The sequence below is a fragment of the Isoptericola sp. Y541 genome, assembly GCF_059445465.1.
Genome location: NZ_JCAIUJ010000009.1, coordinates 45,896 through 69,796, shown reverse-complemented (window position 1 = coordinate 69,796; position 23,901 = coordinate 45,896). Strand labels below are relative to the sequence as shown.

Here is a 23,901-nt window from a genome sequence, read left to right as displayed (position 1 = left end):
GGGATTTCCCCGGAGAGTGTCGGTGGTCACACCTAGGCTCGCGGGCATGGACATCATCCTGGTACCCGGGTTCTGGCTGAACGGCTCGGCGTGGGACGGGGTCGTCCCGTCCCTCACCGTGGCGGGGCACACGGTGCACCCGATCACGCTGCCGGGCATGGGATCGCCCGACGAGGACCGGTCCGGCATCCACCTCGCCGACCACGTCGCCGCCGTCGTCGAGGCGATCGACGCCGTGCCGGGTGGCGCGCCGGTCGCGCTGGTGGGCCACTCGGCCTCCGGCGGTCTCGTGTACGCGGCGTCCGACGCGAGGCCGGAGCGGGTCGCGCACGTCGTGTACGTGGACTCGGGCCCGGTGGCGGACGGGCAGGCGATGAACGCCGACCTGCCGGCCGACGTCGTCGAGGTGCCGCTCGACTGGAGCGAGTTCGAGGAGGACTCGCTGCGCGACATGACCGACGAGATCCGAGCCGACGTCCTGGCCGGGTCCACCACCCAGCCGGGCGGTACGGTCCGCGAGGCGCACCGGCTGAGCGACGACGAGCGCCGACTCGACATCCCGTCGACCGTCATCGCGTCGGAGATGCCGGGCGAGGTGCTGCGCGGCCTCATGTCCGAGGGGCACCCGTTCGTCGCCGAGCTCTCGCGGCTGCACGACTACGAGATCGTCGACCTGCCCACGGGCCACTGGCCCATGTTCACGCGGCCGGGGGACCTGGGCGCGGCGATCACCGCGGCGATCGGCTAGGTCCGGGGCGGCGTCGACGCCGTCACGCGGGTGCTCCCGTCGTCCACGGCCGGAGCTTCTCGGGGTTGCGCACCGTCCAGATGCGCGTGATCCGGTCGTCCGCGACGTCGAAGGCCGCCACCGTGACGGTGACGCCGCCGCGCTGGGCCACCAGGCCGGGCAGGCCGTTGACCGTGCGCTCCACGAGCGTCAGGCCGGGCACCCTGCCGGCGATCTCGAGGGCGTAGCGCGCGATCTGCTCGCGCCCCACGATCGGGCGGAGCGCGGCGCTGGCACGCCCGCCGCCGTCGGCGACCGCGACGGCGTCGGGGTCGAGCAGGCCGACGAGGGCGCCGATGTCCTGGGCTTCCCACGCCTTCTTGAAGTCGCGGACGACGGCGGCCCGCTGCGTCGCCGGGGTGGCGGGCGCCCGAGAGCCGCGGATGCGGCGGCGCGCCGACGTGGCCAGCTGGCGGCAGGCGGCCGGTGAACGGCCGACGATCTCGGACACCTCGGCGAACGGATAGCCGTAGACGTCGTGCAGGACGAACGACACCCGCTCGGCCGGCGTCATCGACTCGAGCACCACGAGAAATGCCATCGTGATCGACTCGTCGAGGGTGGCACGGTCGGCCGGGTCGTGCGTCGCGGCGCCGGGCCGTTCGTCGTCCCAGACGGCGCGGCCGGGCAGCGGCTCCGGGATCCATTCGCCCACGTAGTGCTCGCGCCGTGCCCGTGCAGAGCCGAGCACGTCGAGGCAGATGCGGCTGGCGACCTTGGTCAGCCAGGCGCCGGGCGACCTGATGGCCTGCCGCTGCTCGGGCGCCAGGCCGTACCAGCGGGCGTAGGTCTCCTGGACGACGTCCTCGGCGTCGGCCAGAGAGCCGAGGAGCCGGTAGGCGACGGCGACCAGCTGGCGCCGTTCGCTCATGACCGCCCTCAGGGCGGGATCCGGCTGGTCGCGTCCCGGCTCGGTCGGAGTGGTCATGTCTCGGCATCTCCTTCGGTGGCATCAGCCCGTACCCGTACCGACGAGACACCGCGACGACCTGTGAGGTCGGCGCGCCACCTCACATTTCTCGTGGTCACGTCGTCGGACCATCGAGCCGCCTTCTGGTGGAAGGCCGGCGTCGAGCCCGAGAGACAGGAAGACCACATGATGTCCCAGCACAGGACGACGGACCGGGGCGGACGCGCCGGCGTCTCCTCGCGTGACGAAGGCGCCGCCTCGTGACGACCTGGGGGTTGGCGGTCGTGCTCGCGACCGTCGTGATGAACGCGATCTCCGGCGTGCTGTGGGTGGCGCGCCCCCGGAGGATCGTGCCGGGCCTGCGGAAGAACCTCGCCACGATCGGCGTCCCGGAGTCATGGGCGGTCTTCCCCATCGGGACGCTGAAGCTCGCGGGGGCGGCCGGCCTGCTCGCGGGCGTCCTCGGCGTGCCGTACGTCGGGACGGCCGCGGCCACCGGGCTGATCCTGTTCTGGATCTGCGCCATCTTCAGCCACGTCCGCGTCGAGGACTGGTCGACGCAGTTCTTCGCCACGTCGTGCCTCTTCCTGCCCCTTGCGGCGGGGTCGCTCCTGGCCACGGTGGTGTGACCGCCGCCGCCCCGGTCAGCCGACGGCGGTGACCGGCGCGGCGAGCGGCTGGCCCGACCCGTCCCGACGGTCGGTGCTGTCGGGCAGCTCGACGGGCTGCCCGGCGGAGCCGACGCCGCGGGCCGGGCCCTCGCCCACCCAGGCCAGGACGAGACCGTCCTCGCCCTTGAGGAAGCGGTGCGCGCGCACCCCACCGGTGCCGCGGCCCTTGCCGGGGTACAGCTCGTACGGCGTGACCTTGGCCGACCCGCCGCCCGTCCCCGGCAGCGCGCCCGACGTGCCGGCGACGGTCACCACCATGTGCAGGTCGCGGGTGGCGGCCCGCGCGACGCCGAAGAAGACCACCTTTTCCCCGGCGGTCAGGCGGATTCCGGCCATGCCGGCGGCGGACCGGCCCTGCGGGCGCACGTTCGACGCGTCGAAGTGGAGCAGGCTGGCGTCGGAGGCGACGAAGACCAGCTCGTCGTCGTCGCCCACCGGGGCCGCGCCCACCACCCGGTCGCCCTCCTTGAGGGAGACGACGTCCCACTCGTCCCGGTTGGCGGGCACGTCACCGGCCAGGACGCGCTTGACGATGCCGTTCGCGGTGCCGAGGGCGAGGGTCGGGGCGTCCGGGTCGAGCGACGCGATGGCGAGCGCGGACTCGCCCGGCGCCAGCGCGACCAGCTCGCTGACCGGGATGCCCCCGGACAGCGACGGCGGCCCGTCGACCGGGGGGAGCGCGGGCAGGTCGAGGACGGATACGCGCAGCAGCCGGCCCGCCGTCGTGACGAGGCCGATGTCGCCGCGGGTGGACGTGGCGACGTCGCTGCGCAGCGCGTCGTGGGCGTGGCGCCGGCCGGCCCGCTCCACCGGGGCGTCGGGGGTGTCTCCCGACGTGCGCGCGAGCAGCCCCGTGGCGGACAGCAGCGCCCGCGTCGGGGAGTCGGCGATCTCGAGCGAGATCGCGGGCGCCTTGCTCCTGCCGTTGGTCGCGGCCGGGGCGGTGGCGCCGCCCGCGGAGTCGAGCAGCACGGTGCGGCGCGGCGTCCCGTAGGTCGACGCGACCTCGGCCATCTCGGCCTTCACCACGGCGCGCAGGCGGGCGTCGTCCGCGAGGATCTCCTTGAGCTCGGCGATCTCGCGCTCCAGCTCGGACTGCTCCTTCTCGAGCTCGATCCGGGAGAACTTGGTCAGGCGGCGCAGCTGGAGGTCGAGGATGTAGGTGGCCTGCGGCTCCGAGAGGTCGAAGACGCTCATCAGGCGCTCGCGGGCGCCGCCCGCGTCGTCGGAGGTGCGGATCACCTGGATGACCTCGTCGATGTCGACGATCGCCAGCAACAGCCCCTCGACCAGGTGCAGGCGCTCCTGGCGCTTGGCGAGCCGGTACTCCGTGCGGCGGCGCACGACGTTGATGCGGTGGCCCACCCACACGCGCAGCAGCTCGAGCAGCCCGAGCGTGCGCGGCTGGCCGTCGACGAGCGCCACGTTGTTGATGCCGAACGAGTCCTCGAGCGGGGTGGTGCGGTAGAGCTGCTCCAGCACCGCGTCCGGGTCGAAGCCCGTCTTGACCTCGACGACCAGGCGCAGGCCGTGGCTGCGGTCGGTGAGGTCCTGGACGTTCGTGACGCCCTGGATCTTCTTGGCCTTCACGCCGTCGGCGATCTTCTCGATCACCTTCTCAGGGCCCACCCCGTAGGGGAGCTCCGTGACGACGAGCCCCTTGCGGCGCGGGGTGACGTTCTCGACCCGCACCGTCGCCCGCGTGCGGAACGATCCGCGCCCGGTGCGGTAGGCGTCGCGGACGCCGTCCAGGCCAACGATCTTGCCGCCCGAGGGCAGGTCGGGCCCGGGCACGAAGCGCACGACGTCCTCGAGCGTGGCCTCGGGGTGGGAGACCAGGTGCTGCGCCGCGGCCACGACCTCGACGAGGTTGTGCGGGGCCATGTTGGTGGCCATCCCCACCGCGATGCCCGACGCGCCGTTGACCAGCAGGTTCGGTACCGCGGACGGCAGCACCGCCGGCTGGGTGAGCTTGTTGTCGTAGTTCGGGACGAAGTCGACGACGTCCTCGTCCAGGCCCGCCGTCATGGCCATCGACGGCGGGGCGAGGCGTGCCTCCGTGTACCGGGGGGCGGCGGGGCCGTCGTCGAGCGAGCCGAAGTTGCCGTGCCCGTCGACCAGCGGCAGGCGCATGGAGAAGTCCTGGGCGAGGCGCACGAGCGCGTCGTAGATCGCGGTGTCGCCGTGCGGGTGCAGCTTGCCCATGACCTCGCCGACGACGCGGGAGGACTTCACGTGCGCGCGGTCGGGCCGCAGGCCCATGTCGGCCATCATGTACAGGATCCGGCGGTGCACGGGCTTGAGCCCGTCGCGGGCGTCGGGCAGCGCGCGGGAGTAGATGACGGAGTACGCGTACTCGAGGAAGGACGCCTCCATCTCCGCCGCGACGTCGATGTCGACGATCTTCTCGTCGAACGGCTCGTCGGTGACGGATGCGCTGCTGCTCTTGCGCGCCATGCGGTGCGGCTCCTGAGGTCGGCTGATGCGGGTTCGGTCTACGGGCGGTCGACCGGTCGTCGGGACGGCACCAGACTCTAGTCGCCGGCGCCCACAAGGCCGCGCAGGCGCGGCGGGCGGCCCCTGTCCCAGGGCCCGGATAGCCTGCACGGGTGGACGGACCCGACCAGCCCGCCGATCGGACCCCCGGCTCCGAGGTGCCCGCATACCCGCTCGCGTGGGAGGCGGACGTCGTGCTGCGCGACGGCTCCACGATGCACCTGCGACCCCTGCGTCCCGAGGACGCCGACGCGATCCAGCGGTTCCAGGAGGCGCAGTCGGAGCGCTCCGCATACTTCCGCTTCTTCGCGCCGGTGCGGCGGCTCACCGAGCGGGAGCTGAACCGGCTCACGCACCTGGACCACCACGACCGCGTCGCGCTCATCGCCGTGCGCCCCGGGGTCGACGACGAGGGGCGGCCGCGCGAGGACGTGCTCGGCGTCGCGCGGTACGACAAGGTCTCCGACACCGAGGCGGAGGTCGCGTTCAACATCGCGGACGCGATGCAGGGCAAGGGCCTGGGCTCGGTGCTGCTGGAGCACGTGGCGGCCGCCGCCCGCGAGCGCGGCGTGCGGCGCTTCACCGCCGACGTGCTGCCGCAGAACTCCTCCATGCTGGCCGTGTTCCGCGACGCCGGGTACGCGATCAGCCAGCACCTGGACGACGGCGTGGTCATGGTCGCCTTCGACCTGGACCCCACCGAGCGGTCGCGCGAGGTCATGGCCGACCGCGAGCACCGCGCCGAGGCCCGCTCGATGCAGGCGCTGCTGACGGCGCGCCGGGTGCTGCTGGTGGGGCCCGGCCCCGCCGGGTCGGCGCCGCCGACGACCGAGCACCACCTCGCGCAGCGCGTCGTCGACGCCGCGGTGGCCGACCCGGGGGACACCGAGCTGACGGTGCTTCGCGCGCCCGGCGCGGTCCCGGCGGCGCCGGGCGTGGCGGCCGTGGAGTCCTGGGACCAGGTGGCCGAGGTCGACCTCGCGCTGCTCGCCGTCCCCCCGTCAAAGGCGGTCGAGGCGGTGCGCCGGCTGGCGGATCGCGGGGCGCGGGGCGTGGTCGTGCTCTCCGCCGGGTACGCGGAGACGGGGCCCGACGGGCTGGCGCGCCAGCGCGAGCTGGTGCGCGCCGCGCACGCCGGCGGGATGCGCGTCGTCGGGCCGGCGTCCTTCGGCCTGCTCACCACCACGCCCGGGGCCCGGCTGCACGCCAGCCTCGCCGTCCGCCCGCCGCGTCCCGGGGTGGTCGGGATGTTCTGCCAGTCGGCACCCGCCGCCGTCACGCTCACCGCGACGCTGGCCCGGCGCGGGCTCGGCGTCTCGGCGCTCCTGTCCGCCGGCCACCGCGCCGACGTCTCCGGCAACGACCTCATGCAGTACTGGCACGACGACCCGCGCTCCGCGGTCGTCTGCCTGTACCTGGAGTCCATCGGCAACCCGCGCAAGTTCTCCCGGATCGCGCGCCGGCTGGCCGCGGTCAAGCCCGTCGTGGTGGTCGTGGCGGGGCGCTCCGGTCAGGTCGTGCCGCCAGGCCACGCCGTGCGTGCCACGCAGGCCCCGCGCCGGCTGCTCGACGAGATGCTGCGCCAGTCCGGCGTGATCCGGGCGGAGAACACGCACCAGCTGATGGACGTCGCGCAGGTGCTGGCGCACCAGCCCCTGCCGACCGGCGAGCGCGTCGGGATCCTCGCCTCCTCGGCCGCCCTCGCAGCCCTCGTGGCTGAGGCCGCGGCCGCGGCGGGGCTCGTCGTCGCCGCGTCGTCCGACTTCCTGCCGCCGGACGCGACGGACGAGCAGATCGCCCAGGTGACGGGCGCGCTGTACGCGCCGGGCGCCTGCGACGTGGTGGTCGCCGTCGACGTGCCGGTGGTGGTGCCTCGCACGGGCGCGGTGGCGCGCGCCGTCGCCGAGGCGGCGGCGCGCACTGGCCGCACGACCGTGGCCTCCATGCTCGGGCTCAGCGGGCTGCCGGACGAGCTCGCGGCGACGGGCCCCGACGGCACGTCGGTGCGCATCCCCGCGTTCTCCACGCCCGAGGACGCCGTCACGGCGCTCGGCAAGGTGGTCACCTACGCGCGGTGGCGCACGGAGGACCGCGGCACGCACGTGCGGCCCGACGGCATCGACGCCCGCGGCGCCCGCCGGCTCGTGGAGGGCTGGCTCGCCCCGGAGGGCGGGGACCCGGCCGCGGCCGACGGGCGCACCCTCACGCAGGACGAGACCGCCCGGCTGCTCGCGTGCTACGGCCTGCGCCTGTGGCGCTCGCGGACGGTGCGGACGGCCGACGAGGCCGTGGCGGCGGCCGACGAGCTCGGCTGGCCCGTAGCGCTGAAGACGGCCTCGACCGCGCTGCGGCACCGCACGGACCTCGGCGGCGTGCGCCTCGACATCGCGGACGCGGCGGAGCTGCGGGCGGACGTGCAGCGCATGCGGGAGGTCGCCACCGGGGTGCTGGGGGAGGCCGACCCGGCGATGGAGGTGCAGGCGATGGCCCCGGCCGGCGTCCCGTGCGTGATCCGCTCGGGCGAGGACCCGCTCTTCGGCCCCAAGGTCTCGTTCGGGCTCGCCGGCGACGCGACCGACCTGCTGGACGACGTCGCCTACGGCATCCCGCCGCTCACCGACGTGGACGTCGCGGCGATGGTCCGCACCGTCCGTGCCGTGCCGCGGCTTTTCGGGTACGGGGGCGCGCCGCCCGCCGACATCGACGCGCTCGAGGACGTGCTGGCGCGCGTGTCGGTGCTGGCGGACGACCTGCCGGAGCTCGCGTCGCTGGAGCTGTACCCGGTGGTGGCGGGCTCCGAGGGGGTCAGCGTGCTGCACGCCGGCGTGCGGCTGCGCTCCGTGCCGCAGCGCGCGGACGCCCCGCGCCGGGCGCTGCCGGCCTGACGGTGATCCGGGCGTCGACGGCCTGACGACGGGCTGGGGACGACGGTGGCCACGGCGGCCGCAGCGGTGGGAGAATGCGCGGGTGCCGCATGCCACCGCCTCTGAGAACCTCCGTGCCGACCTGTCCGTCCACGTACGCCGGGCCGGGTACTACCCGGACCTCGTGGAGGACGTCCTGGACGTCGCGATCGCCGACGAGGACGTGCTCGCTCACCTCGTGCAGGCCGAGACCACTTTCGACGACACCGTGCGCCGGCACCTGACGGTGCTGGCGCTCACCCCCACGCGACTGGTGACCGCGCACGTCGACGACCACGAGGGCGACGCCGCCCACCCGTCGTCGGCCGCGGCGACCACGGAGGCCGTGCCGTTGAGCGAGATCCGTTCGGTGGCCCTCACCCACGTCGTGGACGAGCCCGCCCAGCACGCTCCCGGCGACAGTGCCTCGGAGCTGACGCTCGCGATCGGCTGGGGCGCCGTGTCCCGCATCGACCTCGAGCCGGTGCAGTGCCCGGACCCGGCCTGCGAGGCGGACCACGGCCTCACCGGCCAGCTCACGCCGGACGACGTCGTCGTGCGGGTCAGCGGCGCGGCGGAGGGCCGCGACGCGTTGCGCCGGGCGACCTCCTTCTCGCGCGCGCTGTCCGCCGCCACCGGGGTGAGCGGGCGCGCCGCCCGATGACGACCTCGGTCGCGCTGCCGGACGGCCTGCTGGCGCCGTCGTACGGCACGGGCTCGCTCGCGGCAGTCCTGCCCGGGGTGGCGGGCGCCCTGGGGGTGGACCTCACGACGGCCACCGGCCTCCGCTCGGCGGACTGTCGCGGCACGCTCGGGCTGCCGCGCAGGCTGCAGCGGGTGGTCGTGGTGCTGGTGGACGGGCTGGGGCAGGCCAACCTCGCCGAGCGCGGCGGGCACGCCCCCTTCCTGCGCTCGCTCCAGGCGGACGGCAGGTCGGTGCGCTCCAGCTTCCCGTCGACGACGGCGGCCGCGCTCGCGACGTTCGGCACGGGCACCTCGCCGGGGCGCACCGGGCTGCTCGGGTACACGCAGCGCAACCCGGACACGGGCGGTCTCGCCACGACGGTCTCCTGGACGGAGCAGTCCGACCCCTACCGCCCGGGCGCCAAGCTCTCCGGCCCGCTGCGGGCGGAGCCGGAGGCGCTGCAGCGGGAGCCGACCGTCCTGGAGACGCTCGTCGCGCGGGGGGTGCGGGTCGTGTCGCCGGGTCCGGCCAAGTTCGCCCGGTCGGGGATGACGCGCGCGGCGCTGCGCGGCCCCCGGTACGTCGCGGCCGAGAGCCTCGGCGAGCAGGTGGACGCCGCGGTGCGCGAGCTGCGCGAGCCCGGCGTGGTGTACCTGTACCACGGCGCGGTGGACAAGACCGGGCACCGGTTCGGACCGGGATCGTGGCAGTGGGGGGACGCGCTCGAGGCGACGGACGCCGAGCTGCGCCGGCTGGTGCGGTCCGTACCGCGCGGCACCCTGGTGCTCGTCACGGCCGACCACGGGCAGATCACGGCGGACCCGGCGCACCAGCACGACGTGGCGTCCTCCCCGGAGCTCGCGCGCGACGTCGCCCTGCTGGGCGGCGAACCGCGCGCGGTGCACGTGTACGTGGACCCCGGCGCCGACCCTCGTGACGTCGCCGCCCGCTGGGCGGGCGTGCTGGGCGACGACGCGCTCGTGACGCTTCGCGACGACGCGGTCGCCGCGGGCTGGCTGGGTCCGATGGCCGACCACGTGCTGCCCGCCGTCGGCGACGTCCTGGTCGCGGCCCGCGGGGCGGCGACGGTGGTCGACTCGCGCCTGCACCCCGCGGCGGCGCGGGAGATGCCCGGGGTGCACGGGTCGCTGACGCCCACCGAGATGGTGGTGCCGGTGCTCCTCGCGCAGGCGTAGGGGCCGCCCAGATTCTCTGGCGTGCGACGGGGTGCCGATGGCACGATGCCCGGATGGAGCCGAGCCAGGAGACCAGTGGGAAGACCAGCGAGCAGACCCCCGAGCCGACGACGTCCCGGTGGACGCGGGCGACCGTCTACGCGGACATGTGGGTGGACCCGGACGACGACCCTCGCGAGTCCGACGCGGAGCTGGTCGACGAGCGCGACATCCTGCTCGAGTCCCTGCGCGCCAACCGGCTCACGATCGAGCTGAAGTGCGCCGACCTGGACGCCGAGCAGCTCGCCCGCCGGTCCGTGCCGCCGTCCACGATGTCCCTGCTGGGGCTGGTGCGGCACCTCACCGAGGACGAGCGGCACGTGCGCCGCATCATGGCCGGCGAGGACGCGCCGTGGCTCTACCGCAGCGAGCAGAACCGCGACGGCGACTGGGACGGCGCCGTCGCCGACCCGTCCGTCGTCGAGGAGGCCTTCCGGCGGTGGCGGGCCGAGATGGCCGAGACGGACCGGATGGTGGCCGGCATCGACGACCTGGGCGCCACGAACGCGGGTCTGTCCGACCTCGGCGCCGAGCCCGGCGGCGCGCTGCAGCTCCGCGAGCTGCTGCTGAGCCACATCGAGGAGTACGCGCGGCACTGCGGCCACGCCGACCTCCTGCGCGAGCGCGTCGACGGCCGCGTAGGTCAGTGATGCGCCCGGCAGCGACGTGCCGACTGATGTGCCGACCTGGGCCCGGCGTCTGACAGGATCTGGCCCATGGCCGAGCTCGTCTTCTTCTCCGGGACCATGGACAGCGGCAAGTCGACGCTGGCCCTGCAGACCGACCACAACCACGCGGCGCGCGGCCGCTCCGGGCTGATCTTCACGCGGGACGACCGCGCCGGCGCGGCGCGCCTGTCCTCGCGCCTGGGGCTCGAGGTCGACGCCCGGGAGGTCACCGACGGCACGGACTTCTGGGACGTCGTGGTCGCCGAGCGGCAGGCCGGCCGGCTCGTGGACTACCTCGTGTGCGACGAGGCGCAGTTCTACTCCCCGGCGCAGGTCGAGCAGCTGGCCCGCCTGGTCGACGAGGTCGAGCTCGACGTGTTCGCCTTCGGGATCACCACCGACTTCCGCACCCGGCTCTTCCCCGGGGCGGCGCGTTTCATCGAGCTGGCCGACCGCGTCGAGGAGCTACAGGTCCGGTCGCTGTGCTGGTGCGGCGCCCGGGCCACGCACAATGCGCGCACCGTGGGCGGCGTCATGGTGGTCGAGGGCGACCAGGTGGTGGTGGGCGACGTCCTGGCCGGCGAGGCCGGCGCGCCCGACGGCGGCCCCGTCTCCTACGAGGTGCTGTGCCGGCGCCACCACATGCGACGCATGACCGCCTCGGACGCCAGGCGGCGGTCGGCGACCACCGGCCAGCTGGACCTGGGTCACGCCGCCGGTTGAGCGTGCGCCGTCCTGAGCTTGTCGAAGGGTCGAAACCTGGTCGACCAGCACGCACGCTGGTTAAGCCTGTCGAAACCTGCTCAACCAGCGGGTTTCGACAAGTTCAACCAGCGGGTTCCGAAAAGCTCAACCAGCGGGCGGGCCGTTCAGGACGAGGGGCGGCCGCCGCCGAAGACGATCTCGTCCCAGCTGGGCACCTGCGCCCGGCCCTTGCGCCCGGCCCGGCGTACGGGCTTGTCGTTGCGCGGCGCCGGCGCGGCCGGCTGCGGCCCCTGTGCTCCCTGGCCGGGAGGACCGCTGGGCGGCGGCGCGTCGTCGACGACGTCGTCCGAGCTCGGCTCGCGCGCCTCGCGCTCGGTGGCGCCCGCGGGGCGACCGTCGCCGTCGTCGGACGGGGGGAGCGTGGAGGGCACGGGGCTTCGTCCGCCCGCGGGATGGCCGGACCGTTCCGGGGGTGAGGTGCGCAGGCCCGCACGGCGCGACCCGAGGTCGACGACGCTCGCCCCGGAGGGTTCGGCCGTCCCCTCGGTCTCGTCGGTGCCCCCGGCAGGGGCGGTCGGGCGGCCGGGGGACGGTGCGGTGACGAAGCCGAGGGGCACCTCCGGTATCGCCTCGCTGCGGTCGTCGTGGTCGCGGGATGCGGCAGGGGAGCGGGGACGGTCGGCCGAACGCTGTCCGCGTCGGCCCGCGAGGTCGTCGAGCAGGAGGGCCGTGGTGTCGTCCCCGACATGCCGGCGCGGCGAGGAGGCCCGTGCGCCCGGGCCGGGGTACCCGCCCCGGCCGTTTGCGGAGGGCACGCCGAGCACGTCGGGCGAGACGGGGTCGTCCGGCTGGCCGAGCCAGCGTGCCTCGTCGTCGAGCGGCGTGACGACGCGCCCCTTGGGGTCGTACGTCCAGCGAGCGGATCGGTCGCGGTCGCCGGCGGAGAACCGCACCTCGACGACCCACGGCGCGGTGCCCTCCCGCCGGGCGGACCAGCGGGCCTCCGCGGTGGGCACCCCGCGCGCGGCGAGCCGCGTGTCGGCGACCTCGCCCAGCGTCGTCGTCTCGTCGTCGCCCGGGAGCCGGTGCGCCCGCACCTGCCCGACGGCGTACTCGCGCTCGGCCACGACGGGCCACTCGTAGCGCTGCACGTGCTCGACGGACAGGCCGGACTCCTCCGCCAGCTCCTCGGCCGACGCGCCCGCGCGCAGGCGTACCTGCATGTCGCGCGGGCGCATGGTCGTCGGGGCCTGGGCGCGCAGCGCCTCCGTGCGCGGGCGGTCCCTGCGCACCGCGGCACGCAGCGCGTCCGTGACGGGCAGCGTGCTCTGGGCGCCGTCGGGTCCGCGCAGAACCAGCCGCTCACCGTCCTCGTGCAGCCTCACGAGCTCCAGCTCGGCCATGCTTCCTCCCTCAGGGTCACACCTGCGGGTCGCAGCTCCCGCGCCTCCGCCTGTTCGAGAGTGCCACCGGCATAGGGACGCGGGACGCAGGCGCGTCGGTGTGCCGCCGATTGACGCGCTGCGCGGGCCCGGCCGCCGTGAGCCTGGGAGGATGACGTCCCGTGGACGCGTTCGCCTCCGGGCCGGTCTCCCTGCTCGAGCTCGTCGCGGTGTTCGTCGCCGCGGTCTCCGGCGGGCTCGCCGCTGTGCGCAAGCGGTTCGACGCGTTCGGGGTGCTCGTCCTCGCGTGGGTCACCGGCCTCGGCGGCGGGATCCTGCGCGACGTCCTCATCGGCGACACCCCGCCGGTCGGTATCGCGAGCTGGCGGCTCGTCACCGCGGCGCTCGCGGCGGGCGTGATCATCTTCTTATTCCATCCAGGCCTGGAGCGCATGCGCCGGTCGGTCCTGGTGCTCGACGCCGCGGCCCTCGCGCTGTTCGTGCTGCAGGGCACCACGAAGTCGCTCGAGCTCGGGGTGGGTGTCCTCGCCTCCGTCGTGGTGGGCGTCCTCACGGCGGTGGGCGGCGGGGTCCTGCGCGACGTGCTCGTGGGCGAGGTGCCGCTGGTCTTCGCCGGCCGTCAGCTGTACGCCGTGCCGGCGCTGGTCGGGGCGGGTATCACGGCCGCGCTGTGGAAGCTGGACGCGCTCCAGCTCTGGACGGCGCTCGGGGTGGTGGCTCTGGTTTTCGGCTTCCGGCTGTTGTCCCTCGCCCGTGGGTGGACGGTGCCGCCCGCCGGCCCTGGCTGGACCGCCCGGTGGGGGCGAGGGTCAGGCAGGATGTAGGCGTGGAACAACGAGCGGGCGCCCCGACCAGCGACGACAACGACGACACCGGGATCGAAGCAACGATCGACGCAGGGACCGAAGCGACGATCGACGTCGAGGCGCTACGCGACCTCGCGCGCAGCCTGGCCCGCGAGGCCGGGGCGCTGGTGCGCGACGGGCGCCCGGAGCGGGTCGAGGTCGCCGCGACGAAGTCGAGCGCGGTCGACCCGGTCACGGCGATGGACCGGGCGTCGGAGGAGCTGCTGCGCGCGCGGCTCGCCGCCGAGCGGCCCGACGACGCGATCCTCGGCGAGGAGGGGGACGACGTCCCCGGGACGTCGGGCCTCACCTGGGTGCTCGACCCGATCGACGGCACCGTGAACTACCTGTACGGGGTGAGCTCCTACGCCGTCTCCGTCGCGGTCGTCGCGGGTCCGCCCGACCCGGAGCGCTGGACGGCCCTCGCGGGCTGCGTGCACTCGGTCGTGGACGGGCGCACCTGGACGGCCGCCCGGGGCGGCGGTGCGGAGCGCGACGGGCGCACGCTGCAGGTCAACCGGCCGTCGGCGCTCGCAACGTCCCTGGTGGGCACCGGGTTCGGGTACGAGGCCGGGCGCCGGGCGCACCAGGCGCAGGTCCTTGCGAGCGTGCTGCCGCGGGTGCGCGACATCCGCCGGCTGGGCGCCGCGGCGATCGACCTGTGCCTCCTGGCGGAGGGCGCGCTCGACCTCTACTACGAGCGGGGGCTCAACCCGTGGGACGTCGCCGCGGGCGGGCTCGTGGCGGCGGAGGCGGGTGCCGTCGTGGGCGGTCTGCACGGGCGCGGGCCGAGCTCGACGATGACGGTCGCGGGCGCCGCGCCGATCGTCGGCGAGCTCGTGCGCGTGCTCGAGGAGGCCGGCGCGGACGGCCCGGAGGGCGTCGCGGCGCACTGACGCCGGCTGGCGAGGTTCGCCGCCCGCGGGGACGATCTGGGCCGGGGCGAAAATCGTGTCAGCCGGCGCATCTCGCTGCGGGCGAACACGGCATTCCCGGCCGCGTCGTTGCAGGTCAGAGGCCGATGGCGGCACTGTGACGCGGGGAACAGCCTGCGGTGTCGCGCGTCCGCGCGAAATGGTGCACAATCCGTGGGCCGACCGGGAACAAAACCCGGTCACCGAGCATTATCAGCGCGTACCGATACCGAGACCACGGAGCGTGACCCCACAGATGGCAACCGACTACGACGCCCCCCGCAAGAACGACGAGGACGTGGAGCAGGACTCGATCCAGGAGCTCCAGGCGCGTCGTTCCGACAAGTCGTCGGGTGTCGTCGACGAGGACGAGACGGAGGCCGCGGAAGGCTTCGAGCTGCCTGGCGCCGACCTGTCCGGCGAGGAGCTCGCGGTCCGCGTCCTTCCCCGCCAGGCCGACGAGTTCACCTGCACGAGCTGCTTCCTCGTCCACCACCGCAGCCAGCTGGCCTACGAGAAGAAGGGGCAGATGGTCTGCACGGAGTGCGCCGCCTGACGAGCCCACCCCTTCGGTCGGCGACCACGCCAGCACCACGGACGACACAGGCCGTCACGTCAAGGACGTGACGGCCTTCGTCGTCCCCGGGTACGGGGTCGGGAGCGGTGTCGTTGCGGTCTCGATGCGGGGTCGATCAGCGGGCGAGCGCGGCGGCGAGCTCCTGCGGCCGCCGCGTCGAGACGAGCCAGTACGGCGTCGGGTCGAGCGGGTCGTCGAGCTCGACCTGCACGCCGGTGCGCGCCCAGGCGCGCAGGCACACGAACGCCCGCGCGTCGAGCGCGGGGCCGAGCGCGGTGCGCATCTCGTCGGCGTTCGCCAGGGTCGTGACCTCGCCCAGGACGTCGAGCGGTACCCGCGCCTTCCCGGCACGCAGGCGACCACCGGCGACCTCGACCACCGGTGCGGTCGCGATCAGCGCCGTGAGCGTCCCGGCGGCGACCAGGGCGCCGACGACCACGGCGACCGCGTGGGCCATGGGCCACAGCGCCACGGCCGCGATCACGCCGAGCCCGACGGCGCCGCACCAGGCCGCCGGCCCGGGGGAGAGCCGCTCGCGGAAGGCCGGTTCGGTGACAGGGGAGATCTCGGGCTGGGGCTCGCTCATGGCCCCATCATCCCAGGGTCGCGGTGCGCCCCGGGTCGGCTACGCTTCCCGGGTGCCTGACACCTCCAGCCAGCCCGTGAGCGATCACTCGAGCGGCGACGGCAGCACCGTGGACGTGCTCGTGACCCTGCTCGACGACGCCGTCCCGACCCCCGCGTACGCGCACCCCGGGGACGCGGGCGCCGACCTGGTGACCACGGTCGACGTCGAGATCCCGCCGCAGGGGCGCGTCACGGTCCCGACGGGCGTCGCGATCGCGCTGCCCGACGGGTACGCGGCCTTCGTGCACCCGCGCTCGGGCCTGGCCGCCAAGCACGGCGTCACCGTGGTGAACGCCCCCGGGACGATCGACGCGGGCTACCGCGGCGAGATCAAGGTGATCCTCCTCAATACCGACGTCACCGAGCCGGTGCACCTGCGCCGCGGCGACCGGGTCGCCCAGCTCGTGGTGCAGCGCGTGGAGCACGCGCGGTTCCTCGTCGCGACGACGCTGCCGGGCTCGCACCGGGGCGCGGGCGGCCTGGGGTCGAGCGGCGGTTTTGCCGGGCGCTGACGGCGGCGCCGATACGGACCGGAGGCGTCGCCGAACCGGTCTACTGTGGGAGGTGCGGGCAGAGCACCGCCCGAGCACGGCTGGGCGCGACCAGGCCACCATCGAGCCGTCATCGAGCCACAACCGATCTGGGACGACGAGAAGGAGATCCTCCGTGGGGCTGTTCCGGCGCAACGCGTCGAAGAAGGGTGCCGACGACGCCGGCGAGACGCCGGCCGAGGACGCTTCGGCCGCCGACTCGAGCGTCGGTTCCGGCGCCAACGCGGCCGACGCGGCCGGGCGCCCCGACCGTGGGCCCTTCGACTCCTCCCAGGTGACGGGCATGGGCCCTCGCGTCGACCTCGGCGCGATCTGGCTACCCGTGCTGCCCGGCCTCGAGCTGCGCATGGAGGTCGACAAGAAGACCCAGAAGGTCACTGGGGTGTCGGCGACCCTCGGCGGCTCGGGCCTCCAGTTGCAGGCCTTCGCCGCCCCCCGGACGGAGGGCATCTGGGACGAGGTGCGCGCCGAGATCGGCTCGTCCATCACCCGCCAGGGCGGCACCGTGGACGACGTGCCGGGGCCTTTCGGGCGCGAGCTGATCGCGCGCATCCCCGCGACCGGGCCCGAGGGCCAGCCGGCCGTGCGCCCCGCCCGCTTCATCGGCTTCGACGGGCCGCGCTGGTTCCTGCGCGGCGTCCTGTCGGGGCGGGCGGCGGTCGACGCCGAGGCGGCCAAGGCGCTCGAGTCGGTGTTCGCCAACGTCGTCGTCGTGCGGGACGCCAACCCGCGTCCGCCCCGCGACCTGCTCACGCTGACGTTGCCCAAGAACGCCCGCCAGGGCGACGGCCCCACGGGCGCTCCCTCGGGCGGTCCGGAGGACGCGGCCCCGGAGACTCCCTCCTTCGACCCGCTGACCCGCGGGCCCGAGATCACCGAGATCCGCTGAGGATCCACGACATGGGTCACCGGCCGATCACGAGCATGGAGCACTGATGTCACTGCGCACCGCCGTCCAGCACGCGCTGGCGTCGGCCGACGAGGTCGCCGCGGACGAGGAGCGGCACGAGGCCGCCACGCACCGCGACTGCACCGCCGTCTCCGAGCTCGGCGACCGGCGCCGGGCGAGCGTGGCGGGCGTGCTTCGCTCCGTGGTCCTGCGGCCGCGCGAGGGTGTCCCGACGGTCGAGGCCGAGCTGTTCGACGGCTCCGGGTCCCTCGATCTGGTGTGGCTCGGCCGCCGGTCGATCGCCGGCATCGACCCCGGCAGGCGCATCCGCGTCGACGGGATGGTGTCCGACGTCGACGGCCGGCGCACCATGTTCAACCCGCGGTACGAACTGCGCGCGCGGGCCGGCGAGTGAGCGGCGGGTCACGCCCGGCGGGCGATGGGACGGGCGCGACCCCCGGCGCCGCGGAGGGTCGCGGCGTGCGCGCCGTGACGGGCGAGTCGTTCTCGTTCGCCCAGGCCGTGGGTGGCGTCCGCGGCGTCATCGAGGCCGTGGCCCCCGGGCTGGTCTTCGTGGTCGTCTACGTCATCACGTCCGACCTGAGCTGGGCGCTCGGCGCGTCGGTCGCGGCGGCGCTCGTCGCGGTCGTCGCCCGCCTCGCCCAGCGCACCCCGGTGACCCAGGCCCTCGGTGGCCTCCTCGGCATCGGCGTGGGCGTGTTCTGGGCGTGGCGTTCCGGCGAGGCGGAGGACTTCTACGCGTGGGGACTGTGGACCAACGCCGCCTACCTCGTCGCGATCCTCGTCTCCCTCGCGGTGCGCTGGCCCGTCGTCGGCCTCGTGGTCGAGTCCGTCCGGTCGGGGTTCGCCGATGTCGCGGCCGACCGCGCCCGCGGGGACGGCGGGCGAGCCGCCGATCCCGACGACCGGCCCGCCGCCGACGACTCGCCGGGAGCCCAGGTCGAGGAGCCCACGCCGAGCCCCTTCGCAGGGATGGTCGCGTGGCGCAAGGACCCGGCCCTCGTGCGCCGCTACGCGATCGCCACCTGGTTCTGGGCCGGCCTGTTCGCCGTGCGCCTGGCCGTGAAGGTGCCGCTGTACTTCGCGGGCGACATCGGCTGGCTGGGCACGGCCCACCTGGTGCTGGGCGTCCCGCTCTGGGGCCTCGTGCTCTGGCTCACGTGGGTCGTGGTGCGCGGGGCGCACGAGACGCGGCCGTCCCCCGCACCGTCGCCCGGGGCTCAGCTCTCCTGAGCGTCGTCCCGCCCGGGTGCGTCCCGCCCGGGTGCGAGCTGCTCTGGCCCGACGAGCGGTGCTCCGTCCTCGACGGGCCGCGCGTCCTCGATGGCGGGGACGACGGGCACGTCCGGGGCACCGTGCCGCAGGAGCCGCTGGAGTGCCTGCTCGTCCACCTGGCTGCCCATGACGAGCACCAGCTCGTCGCCGGCCTCAAGCGTGTCGTCCATGGTGGGCGCGAGCGGCTGCGAGCCGCGCACGACGCACGCGAGTACGGTGTCCGCGGGCCACAGGACCGCGCCGACGCGGGATCCCACGAGCGGGGAGTCGGTCGGGAGCGTCATCTCGACGATGTCGGCCCCGGACTGGTGGAACGTGAAGATCCGCACCAGGTCGCCCACGGCCACGGCCTCCTCGACCATGGCCGTCATGATGCGCGGGGTCGAGACCGCGACGTCGACGCCCCACGAGCCGTCGAACATCCACTCGTTCTTCGGGTTGTTGACGCGCGCGACCGTGCGCGGCACCCCGAACTCCGTCTTGCACAGCAGTGAGAACACGAGGTTGGCCTTGTCGTCTCCCGTGGCCCCCACGACGACGTCCGCGCTGGTGACATCGGCGGCCTCGAGCGAGGACAGCTCGCACGCGTCGGCGAGCAGCCAGTCCGCCTCCGGCACCTGCGCCACCCGCATCGCCGTGGGGTTCTTGTCGATGAGCACGACCTCGTGGTCGTGCGAGAGCAGCTCGCGAGCGATCGACCGGCCGACCGATCCGGCGCCGGCGACGACGACCCGCATCAGCTGTCCTGCTGCAGGGGCTCGTGGGTCAGGACCCGTTCGACGGCGGCCGCGTCATCGGTGCGCATGAGGACGTGGAGCTCGTCGTTCTCCTGCAGCACGGTGGCGGGGGTGGCCAGGACGCCGTCGGTGTAGCGGGACAGGAATGCCACGCGCGCCCCGGTGGCCGACTCGATGCGGTGCACCGCGACGCCGGCCCAGCCGGGGTGGTAGTCGACCTGGGCGAGGCGCACCCGCCCGGACGGGTCGCGGTACTCGTCGGTCGCGCCCAGGGGAAGCATCCGGCGCAGTACCTGGTCGGCCGTCCACCGCACCGTCGCGACGGTCGGGATGCCGAGCCGCTGGTAGATCTCCGCCCGCTGTGGGTCGTAGATGCGGGCCACGACGTTCTCGACGCCGTACGTCTCGCGCGCGACGCGCGCCGCGAGGACGTTCGAGTTGTCGCCGTCGGACACGGCAGCGAAGGCGTAGGTGTCCTCGATGCCGGCCTGGACCAGGGTGTCGCGGTCGAAGCCCACCCCGGTGACCTTCTGCCCGGAGAAGCCGGCCGGGAGGCGGCGGAACGACTCGGGGTTCTGGTCGACGACGGCCACGGAATGACCCCGGGACTCGATCGTCTGCGCGAGGGTCGACCCGACGCGGCCGCAGCCCATGATGACGAAGTGCACGAGCGAAACGCTATACCTCGCGAGGGCGCCGGTCCTCACGTCGGATCCCCGCGGGGCCGGGCCGCGCCGGGGTGCCCGGCTGGGCATAGCATTGCTCGACGTGTCGGACATCGCGGACGCTGCCAAACGGCTCCTTCTCGGACGCCCCGTGCGCAGCGAGAACCTGGGCCGCACGCTCCTGCCCAAACGCGTCGCGCTGCCCGTCTTCGCCTCGGACGCGCTGTCGTCGGTGGCGTACGCGCCGGACGAGATCCTCCTGACCCTGGCCGTCGCCGGCATCGCCGCGACGACGGTCTCCCCGTGGGTCGGGCTGGGCGTGGTCGTCGTGCTGCTGGTGGTGGTGTCCTCCTACCGGCAGAACGTGCGCGCGTACCCCTCGGGCGGCGGCGACTACGAGGTCGCGACGACGAATCTCGGGCCGACGGCCGGCATCGGCGTCGCGTCGGCCCTCCTGGTGGACTACGTGCTCACCGTGGCCGTGTCGATCTCCTCGGGAGCCCAGTACGCGGCGTCGGCGCTGCCGTTCCTGCGCGGGCACGAGGCGCTGTTCGCCGTGGCCGTCGTCGTGGTGCTCACGGTGATGAACCTGCGCGGCGTGCGCGAGTCGGGCACGTTCTTCGCCGTCCCGACGTACTGCTTCATGGCGCTCATCGGCCTGCTCGCCGTGGTCGGCGCGATCCGGTACTTCGCCGGCGACCTCCCGCTCGCGGAGAGCGCCGGGTTCGAGATCGCCCCCGAGGCGGGTTTCGACCAGGGGCTCACCGGGCTGGCGGGCGCCTTCCTGCTGGCGCGGGCCTTCGCGTCCGGCTGCGCGGCCCTCACCGGCGTCGAGGCCATCAGCAACGGCGTCCCGGCGTTCCGCAAGCCGAAGTCGCGCAACGCCGCCACGACGCTCGCGCTGCTGGGCGGCATCTCCGCCACGATGATGTTCTCGATCCTCCTGCTGGCGCAGGCCACCGGCGTGAAGTACGTCGAGGACGCACACGACCAGCTGACCTCCGGCGGGCGGCCGCTGCCGGAGGACTACAACCAGCACCCGGTGATCAGCCAGCTCGCCGAGGCCGTGTTCCAGGGTTTCACCCCCGCGTTCGTGGCCATCTCGATCGTCACCGGGCTGATCTTGGTGCTCGCGGCCAACACCGCGTTCAACGGCTTTCCGGTGCTCGGTTCGATCCTGGCCAAGGACGGCTTCCTGCCGCGCCAGCTGCACACGCGCGGGGACAGGCTCGCGTTCTCCAACGGGATCATCACGCTCGCCGTCGCCGCGATCGTGCTCATCCTGGCCTTCGACGCCCAGGTGACGCGGCTGATCCAGCTGTACATCGTGGGCGTGTTCGTCTCGTTCACGCTCTCCCAGCTCGGCATGCTGCGGCACTGGACGCGGGCGCTGCGCAAGGAGCCCGACCCCCGGGAGCGCTCGCGGATGCAGCGGTCGCGCGTGGTCAACGGGGTCGGGTTCGTCATGACGGCCACCGTGCTCGTCATCGTGCTCGCCACGAAGTTCACGCACGGCGCGTGGATCACCATCCTCGCGATGGCGGTGCTGTTCGGCCTCATGCGCGCCATCTCGGCGCACTACGCGCGGGTGCGCGCCGAGCTGGAGCTCGACGACGTGGCGGGCTCGCGCGCCCTGCCCAGCCGCGTGCACGCCATCGTGCTGGTCTCCAAGATCCACAAGCCGACGATGCGGGCGCTCGCCTATGCGCGGGCGTCGCGGCCGTCGGTGCTGGAGGCCGTGACCGTGGGCGTGGACGCGGAGGAGATCGCCGACCTGCGCGCCAAGTGGGAGGCGCTCGACCTGCCCGTGCCGCTGCGGGTGCTCGACTCCCCGTTCCGCGAGATCACGCGCCCGGTGCTCAAGTACGTGCGCTCCGTGCGGCGCGACTCCCCGCGCGACCTGGTGGTCGTGTACATCCCCGAGTACGTGGTCGGGCACTGGTGGGAGCAGGCGCTGCACAACCAGTCGGCGCTGCGGCTCAAGGGGCGGCTGCTGTTCACCCCCGGCGTCGTGGTGGCGTCGGTGCCGTGGCAGCTGTCGTCCTCGGCCGGGCAGACGGGCCTGGAGGGCACGGCGTTGCCGCCGCGCGGCCCCCTGTTCTGACCGCGGTTCTGACTGCGGGGCCGCCCGGGGGAGAATAGTGACCATGCCTCGCCCCCGCCGTTCTGCGCCGCGCCCTCGACCGACCGCCCCCGACCCGGAGGTGGGCCGCGAGGTCGAGCTCGAGATCGGGCCCGTCGCCCACGGCGGGCACTGCGTGGCCAGGCTCGACGGCCGCGTCGTCTTCGTGCGGCACACCCTGCCGGGCGAGCGCGTGCGCGCCCGCGTCACCGAGACCGGGTCGCGGTTCTGGCGGGCGGACGCCGTCGAGGTGCTCGACGCGTCGCCCGACCGGGTGCCGTCGGCGTGGCCCGAGGCCGGTCCGGGCGGTGTGGGCGGCGGTGAGCTCGCTCACGTGGCGCTGCCCGCGCAGTGGCGCTGGAAGGCCGGGGTCGTCGAGGAGCAGCTGCGGCGGCTGGCCCGGATCGAGCGCGAGGTCGAGGTCGAGGCGGCGCCGGGCGACGTCGAGCGCGGCGGCCTGGGCTACCGCACCCGCATCGACCTGGTCGCCGACGCCGAGGGCCGGGTGGGCATGCGCCGGTTCCGCTCGCACGACATCGTGCCCCTGGCGGGCATGCCGCTGGCCACCGACGCCGTCGCGGCGCTCGCCGACGCCGAAGGGGTGTGGACGCGCCGGTGGCGCCCGGGCGCCCGGCTGGAACTCGTCGCGCCCGAGGGCGGGACCGAGCCGATGCTGCTGGTCGACGACGCGCCGTGGCGCCGCGGCCGCGCCGACACGCGGCCCAACGCCCGCCGCGCCGTGATCGAGACCGTGCGGGCGGGCGGCGCCGAGCACCGGTACCGCGTGGCCGCCGACGGCTTCTGGCAGGTGCACCGGGCGGCGCCCGACCTCCTCACGGGTGCCGTGCTGGACGCCGTGCTCGGCGGCCGGGCGGACGCCTCCGGCGAGACGGTGCTCGACCTGTACGCGGGTGCCGGCCTGTTCAGCCTGCCGCTCGCGGCCGCCGTCGGCGGCTCGGGCCGCGTCGTCGCGGTCGAGGGCGACCCCGGGGCCGTCAAGGACGCGCGTCGCAACGCGCACGACCTGCCACAGGTGGAGCTGCACCTCGGCGCGGTCGACGAGGTGCTGGGCGACGCCGCCGGGGGCGTCGGGAACGCCGACGTCGTCGTGCTCGACCCGCCGCGCGTGGGTGCGGGCCGGGCCGTCGTCGACGGGATCGCCGAGCGGGCGCCGCGCCGCGTCGTCTACGCCGCCTGCGACCCCGCGGCGCTGGCCCGCGACATCGCCTACTTCGCTGGGCACGGCTACGAGCTGACCGGTCTGCGCGCGTTCGACCTGTTTCCCATGACGCACCACGTGGAGTGTGTGGCCGTCCTCGAACGGTGAGCCTCCTGCGCTGAACCCGTGCGCTGCCGTCGCGCCGCGTGCCGCGGTCGCGCTCAGCGGGTGACGCGGCCGGCGGTGGAGGCGAAGCCGAGCCACGTGTGGCGGTTGCGCCACCAGCACCAGCCGACCTTGGGCGCGCCGCGGCGCGCGCTCCCGTCGCGTCCCGTGCCGTTCGAGATCCAGATCGCGGGCGTGCGGGCGTCGTAGCTCCCGTTCGCGCGCCGCAGGCGGGAGCCGATCGTCATGAAGCAGTGGTTCCGGGTGAGAGCGTCGGGGGACTGCAGCACCCAGTGCACGCCCTCGGTCAGCGTGAGCGGGCTGCGGCCCCGGGCCGCGACCTCGGGCTCGGCCTCCTCGGGCGACCAGTTCGCCAGGTCGTCGCCGCGGACGAGGCGGGTGACCGCGTAGACGTCGGCGTCGGGCACGTCGACGCCACCCGTGGGCGCGAAGTCGTCCACGTCCGGCATGTCCACGACGACGAAGCCCTCGCGCTCGACCGGCGTGCCGCGGTCGCTCGAGGGCAGGCGCAGGTGGGGCGCGAGGCGCGACGGCGGCAGCAGGCGCGGATGCACGACGAGCAGGGAGCCCGCCGGGGCGGTGGCCTCGAGGGCCGACGCGGCGTCGCGGAGCTCGGCAGGGGACAGGCCAGGACCGCCGCCGGGACCACCGCCGTCGGGAGCCACGACGCCGAGAGCGATCAGCCTCTCGGCCTGCTCCGTGATCGGTGCGAGGGCGGGCGGCTGCGTGGCTGAGCTGGCTGAGCTGGCTGAGCTGGCTGAGCTGGCTGAGCTGGCTGAGCTGGCTGAGCTGGCGGACGGCGTGGCGGAGGTGGTGGCGGTCGACGGGGCGGGTGACGGCATCGGGCGTCCTTCCGGTCGAGGGCAGCAG

General features: G+C 74.6%; 23 protein-coding genes. 16 read left to right on the top strand and 7 right to left on the bottom strand.

The features are described 5' to 3' along the window. Positions 1-46 precede the first annotated feature (46 nt). The gene (locus AC1C2V_RS17615) at positions 47-748 is read left to right on the top strand and encodes an alpha/beta fold hydrolase (protein WP_495390938.1); all 702 of its coding nucleotides are present in this window, start codon (positions 47-49) and stop codon (positions 746-748) included. Positions 749-770: 22 nt separating this feature from the next. On the opposite strand, the gene sigJ is transcribed toward AC1C2V_RS17615, so the two are convergent. After that, positions 771-1,715 (bottom strand): RNA polymerase sigma factor SigJ, encoded by a 945-nt coding sequence (sigJ, locus tag AC1C2V_RS17610; RefSeq protein WP_495390937.1) that lies wholly within the window; start codon positions 1,713-1,715, stop codon positions 771-773. A 242-nt stretch (positions 1,716-1,957) separates the two neighbouring features. On the opposite strand from sigJ, the gene AC1C2V_RS17605 reads away from it, so the two are divergent. Then, a complete protein-coding gene (locus tag AC1C2V_RS17605) occupies positions 1,958-2,326 on the top strand; it encodes a DoxX family protein (protein ID WP_495390936.1) in 369 nt (122 codons plus the stop codon). Positions 2,327-2,341: 15 nt separating this feature from the next. Here the strand turns inward: AC1C2V_RS17605 and AC1C2V_RS17600 are convergent, their stop codons facing one another. Continuing rightward, on the bottom strand, positions 2,342-4,825 hold the full coding sequence (locus tag AC1C2V_RS17600) for a DNA gyrase/topoisomerase IV subunit A (protein ID WP_495390935.1): 2,484 nt from the start codon (positions 4,823-4,825) through the stop codon (positions 2,342-2,344). Between the two features lie 152 nt (positions 4,826-4,977). On the opposite strand from AC1C2V_RS17600, the gene AC1C2V_RS17595 reads away from it, so the two are divergent. The 5 genes from AC1C2V_RS17595 to AC1C2V_RS17575 all read left to right on the top strand — a co-directional run bounded on the left by AC1C2V_RS17595 (position 4,978) and on the right by AC1C2V_RS17575 (position 11,078). Then, on the top strand, positions 4,978-7,749 hold the full coding sequence (locus AC1C2V_RS17595) for a GNAT family N-acetyltransferase (protein ID WP_495390934.1): 2,772 nt from the start codon (positions 4,978-4,980) through the stop codon (positions 7,747-7,749). A gap of 82 nt (positions 7,750-7,831) precedes the next feature. Next, on the top strand, positions 7,832-8,431 hold the full coding sequence (locus AC1C2V_RS17590) for a DUF5998 family protein (protein ID WP_495390933.1): 600 nt from the start codon (positions 7,832-7,834) through the stop codon (positions 8,429-8,431). Next, positions 8,428-9,648 (top strand): alkaline phosphatase family protein, encoded by a 1,221-nt coding sequence (locus AC1C2V_RS17585; RefSeq protein ID WP_495390932.1) that lies wholly within the window; start codon positions 8,428-8,430, stop codon positions 9,646-9,648. The genes AC1C2V_RS17590 and AC1C2V_RS17585 overlap by 4 nt, the downstream gene beginning before the upstream one ends. Before the next feature lie 53 nt (positions 9,649-9,701). Next, entirely contained in the window at positions 9,702-10,337 is a 636-nt protein-coding gene (locus tag AC1C2V_RS17580; RefSeq protein ID WP_495390931.1) for a DinB family protein, read from the top strand. A gap of 66 nt (positions 10,338-10,403) precedes the next feature. After that, positions 10,404-11,078, top strand: coding sequence for a thymidine kinase (locus AC1C2V_RS17575; RefSeq protein ID WP_495390930.1), 675 nt, complete (start codon positions 10,404-10,406; stop codon positions 11,076-11,078). Positions 11,079-11,224: 146 nt separating this feature from the next. Here the strand turns inward: AC1C2V_RS17575 and sepH are convergent, their stop codons facing one another. After that, positions 11,225-12,463 (bottom strand): septation protein SepH, encoded by a 1,239-nt coding sequence (gene sepH / locus AC1C2V_RS17570; RefSeq protein ID WP_495390929.1) that lies wholly within the window; start codon positions 12,461-12,463, stop codon positions 11,225-11,227. A 161-nt stretch (positions 12,464-12,624) separates the two neighbouring features. Between sepH and AC1C2V_RS17565 the strand changes: the two genes are divergently transcribed. From AC1C2V_RS17565 to AC1C2V_RS17555, 3 genes are all read left to right on the top strand, one after another. Beyond that, positions 12,625-13,287 (top strand): trimeric intracellular cation channel family protein, encoded by a 663-nt coding sequence (locus AC1C2V_RS17565; RefSeq protein ID WP_495390928.1) that lies wholly within the window; start codon positions 12,625-12,627, stop codon positions 13,285-13,287. Positions 13,288-13,352: 65 nt separating this feature from the next. Continuing rightward, entirely contained in the window at positions 13,353-14,204 is an 852-nt protein-coding gene (locus AC1C2V_RS17560) for an inositol monophosphatase family protein (protein ID WP_495391001.1), read from the top strand. A 274-nt stretch (positions 14,205-14,478) separates the two neighbouring features. Continuing rightward, positions 14,479-14,778 (top strand): DUF4193 domain-containing protein, encoded by a 300-nt coding sequence (locus AC1C2V_RS17555; protein ID WP_495390927.1) that lies wholly within the window; start codon positions 14,479-14,481, stop codon positions 14,776-14,778. A 136-nt stretch (positions 14,779-14,914) separates the two neighbouring features. Here the strand turns inward: AC1C2V_RS17555 and AC1C2V_RS17550 are convergent, their stop codons facing one another. Next, the gene (locus AC1C2V_RS17550; RefSeq protein ID WP_495390926.1) at positions 14,915-15,385 is read right to left on the bottom strand and encodes a DUF3093 domain-containing protein; all 471 of its coding nucleotides are present in this window, start codon (positions 15,383-15,385) and stop codon (positions 14,915-14,917) included. Positions 15,386-15,437: 52 nt separating this feature from the next. Here AC1C2V_RS17550 and dut point away from each other — a divergent pair, with 52 nt between their 5' ends. The 4 genes from dut (at position 15,438) to AC1C2V_RS17530 (ending at position 18,120) form a co-directional block, all read left to right on the top strand. After that, positions 15,438-15,938, top strand: coding sequence for a dUTP diphosphatase (dut, locus tag AC1C2V_RS17545; RefSeq protein WP_495390925.1), 501 nt, complete (start codon positions 15,438-15,440; stop codon positions 15,936-15,938). 154 nt (positions 15,939-16,092) lie between these two features. Continuing rightward, positions 16,093-16,866 (top strand): DUF3710 domain-containing protein, encoded by a 774-nt coding sequence (locus AC1C2V_RS17540; RefSeq protein WP_495390924.1) that lies wholly within the window; start codon positions 16,093-16,095, stop codon positions 16,864-16,866. A gap of 46 nt (positions 16,867-16,912) precedes the next feature. Further along, the gene (locus AC1C2V_RS17535) at positions 16,913-17,281 is read left to right on the top strand and encodes an OB-fold nucleic acid binding domain-containing protein (RefSeq protein ID WP_495390923.1); all 369 of its coding nucleotides are present in this window, start codon (positions 16,913-16,915) and stop codon (positions 17,279-17,281) included. 65 nt (positions 17,282-17,346) lie between these two features. Beyond that, on the top strand, positions 17,347-18,120 hold the full coding sequence (locus tag AC1C2V_RS17530) for a DUF3159 domain-containing protein (protein WP_495390922.1): 774 nt from the start codon (positions 17,347-17,349) through the stop codon (positions 18,118-18,120). On the opposite strand, the gene AC1C2V_RS17525 is transcribed toward AC1C2V_RS17530, so the two are convergent. Both AC1C2V_RS17525 and AC1C2V_RS17520 read right to left on the bottom strand, forming a co-directional pair. After that, positions 18,108-18,899, bottom strand: a complete 792-nt coding sequence (locus AC1C2V_RS17525) for a potassium channel family protein (RefSeq protein WP_495390921.1) — start codon at positions 18,897-18,899, stop codon at positions 18,108-18,110. The two genes, AC1C2V_RS17530 and AC1C2V_RS17525, sit on opposite strands and share 13 nt — an antisense overlap. After that, positions 18,899-19,552 (bottom strand): potassium channel family protein, encoded by a 654-nt coding sequence (locus AC1C2V_RS17520; RefSeq protein WP_495391000.1) that lies wholly within the window; start codon positions 19,550-19,552, stop codon positions 18,899-18,901. Before AC1C2V_RS17520 ends, AC1C2V_RS17525 begins: the two co-directional genes overlap by 1 nt. A gap of 115 nt (positions 19,553-19,667) precedes the next feature. On the opposite strand from AC1C2V_RS17520, the gene AC1C2V_RS17515 reads away from it, so the two are divergent. Further along, complete coding sequence (locus AC1C2V_RS17515) at positions 19,668-21,668, top strand: APC family permease (RefSeq protein ID WP_495390920.1); 2,001 nt, start codon at positions 19,668-19,670, stop codon at positions 21,666-21,668. A gap of 43 nt (positions 21,669-21,711) precedes the next feature. Then, complete coding sequence (locus tag AC1C2V_RS17510; protein ID WP_495390919.1) at positions 21,712-23,013, top strand: class I SAM-dependent RNA methyltransferase; 1,302 nt, start codon at positions 21,712-21,714, stop codon at positions 23,011-23,013. A gap of 53 nt (positions 23,014-23,066) precedes the next feature. Here AC1C2V_RS17510 and AC1C2V_RS17505 read toward each other — a convergent pair whose 3' ends face one another. Further along, complete coding sequence (locus tag AC1C2V_RS17505; protein WP_495390918.1) at positions 23,067-23,873, bottom strand: DUF5701 family protein; 807 nt, start codon at positions 23,871-23,873, stop codon at positions 23,067-23,069. Positions 23,874-23,901: the final 28 nt, after the last annotated feature.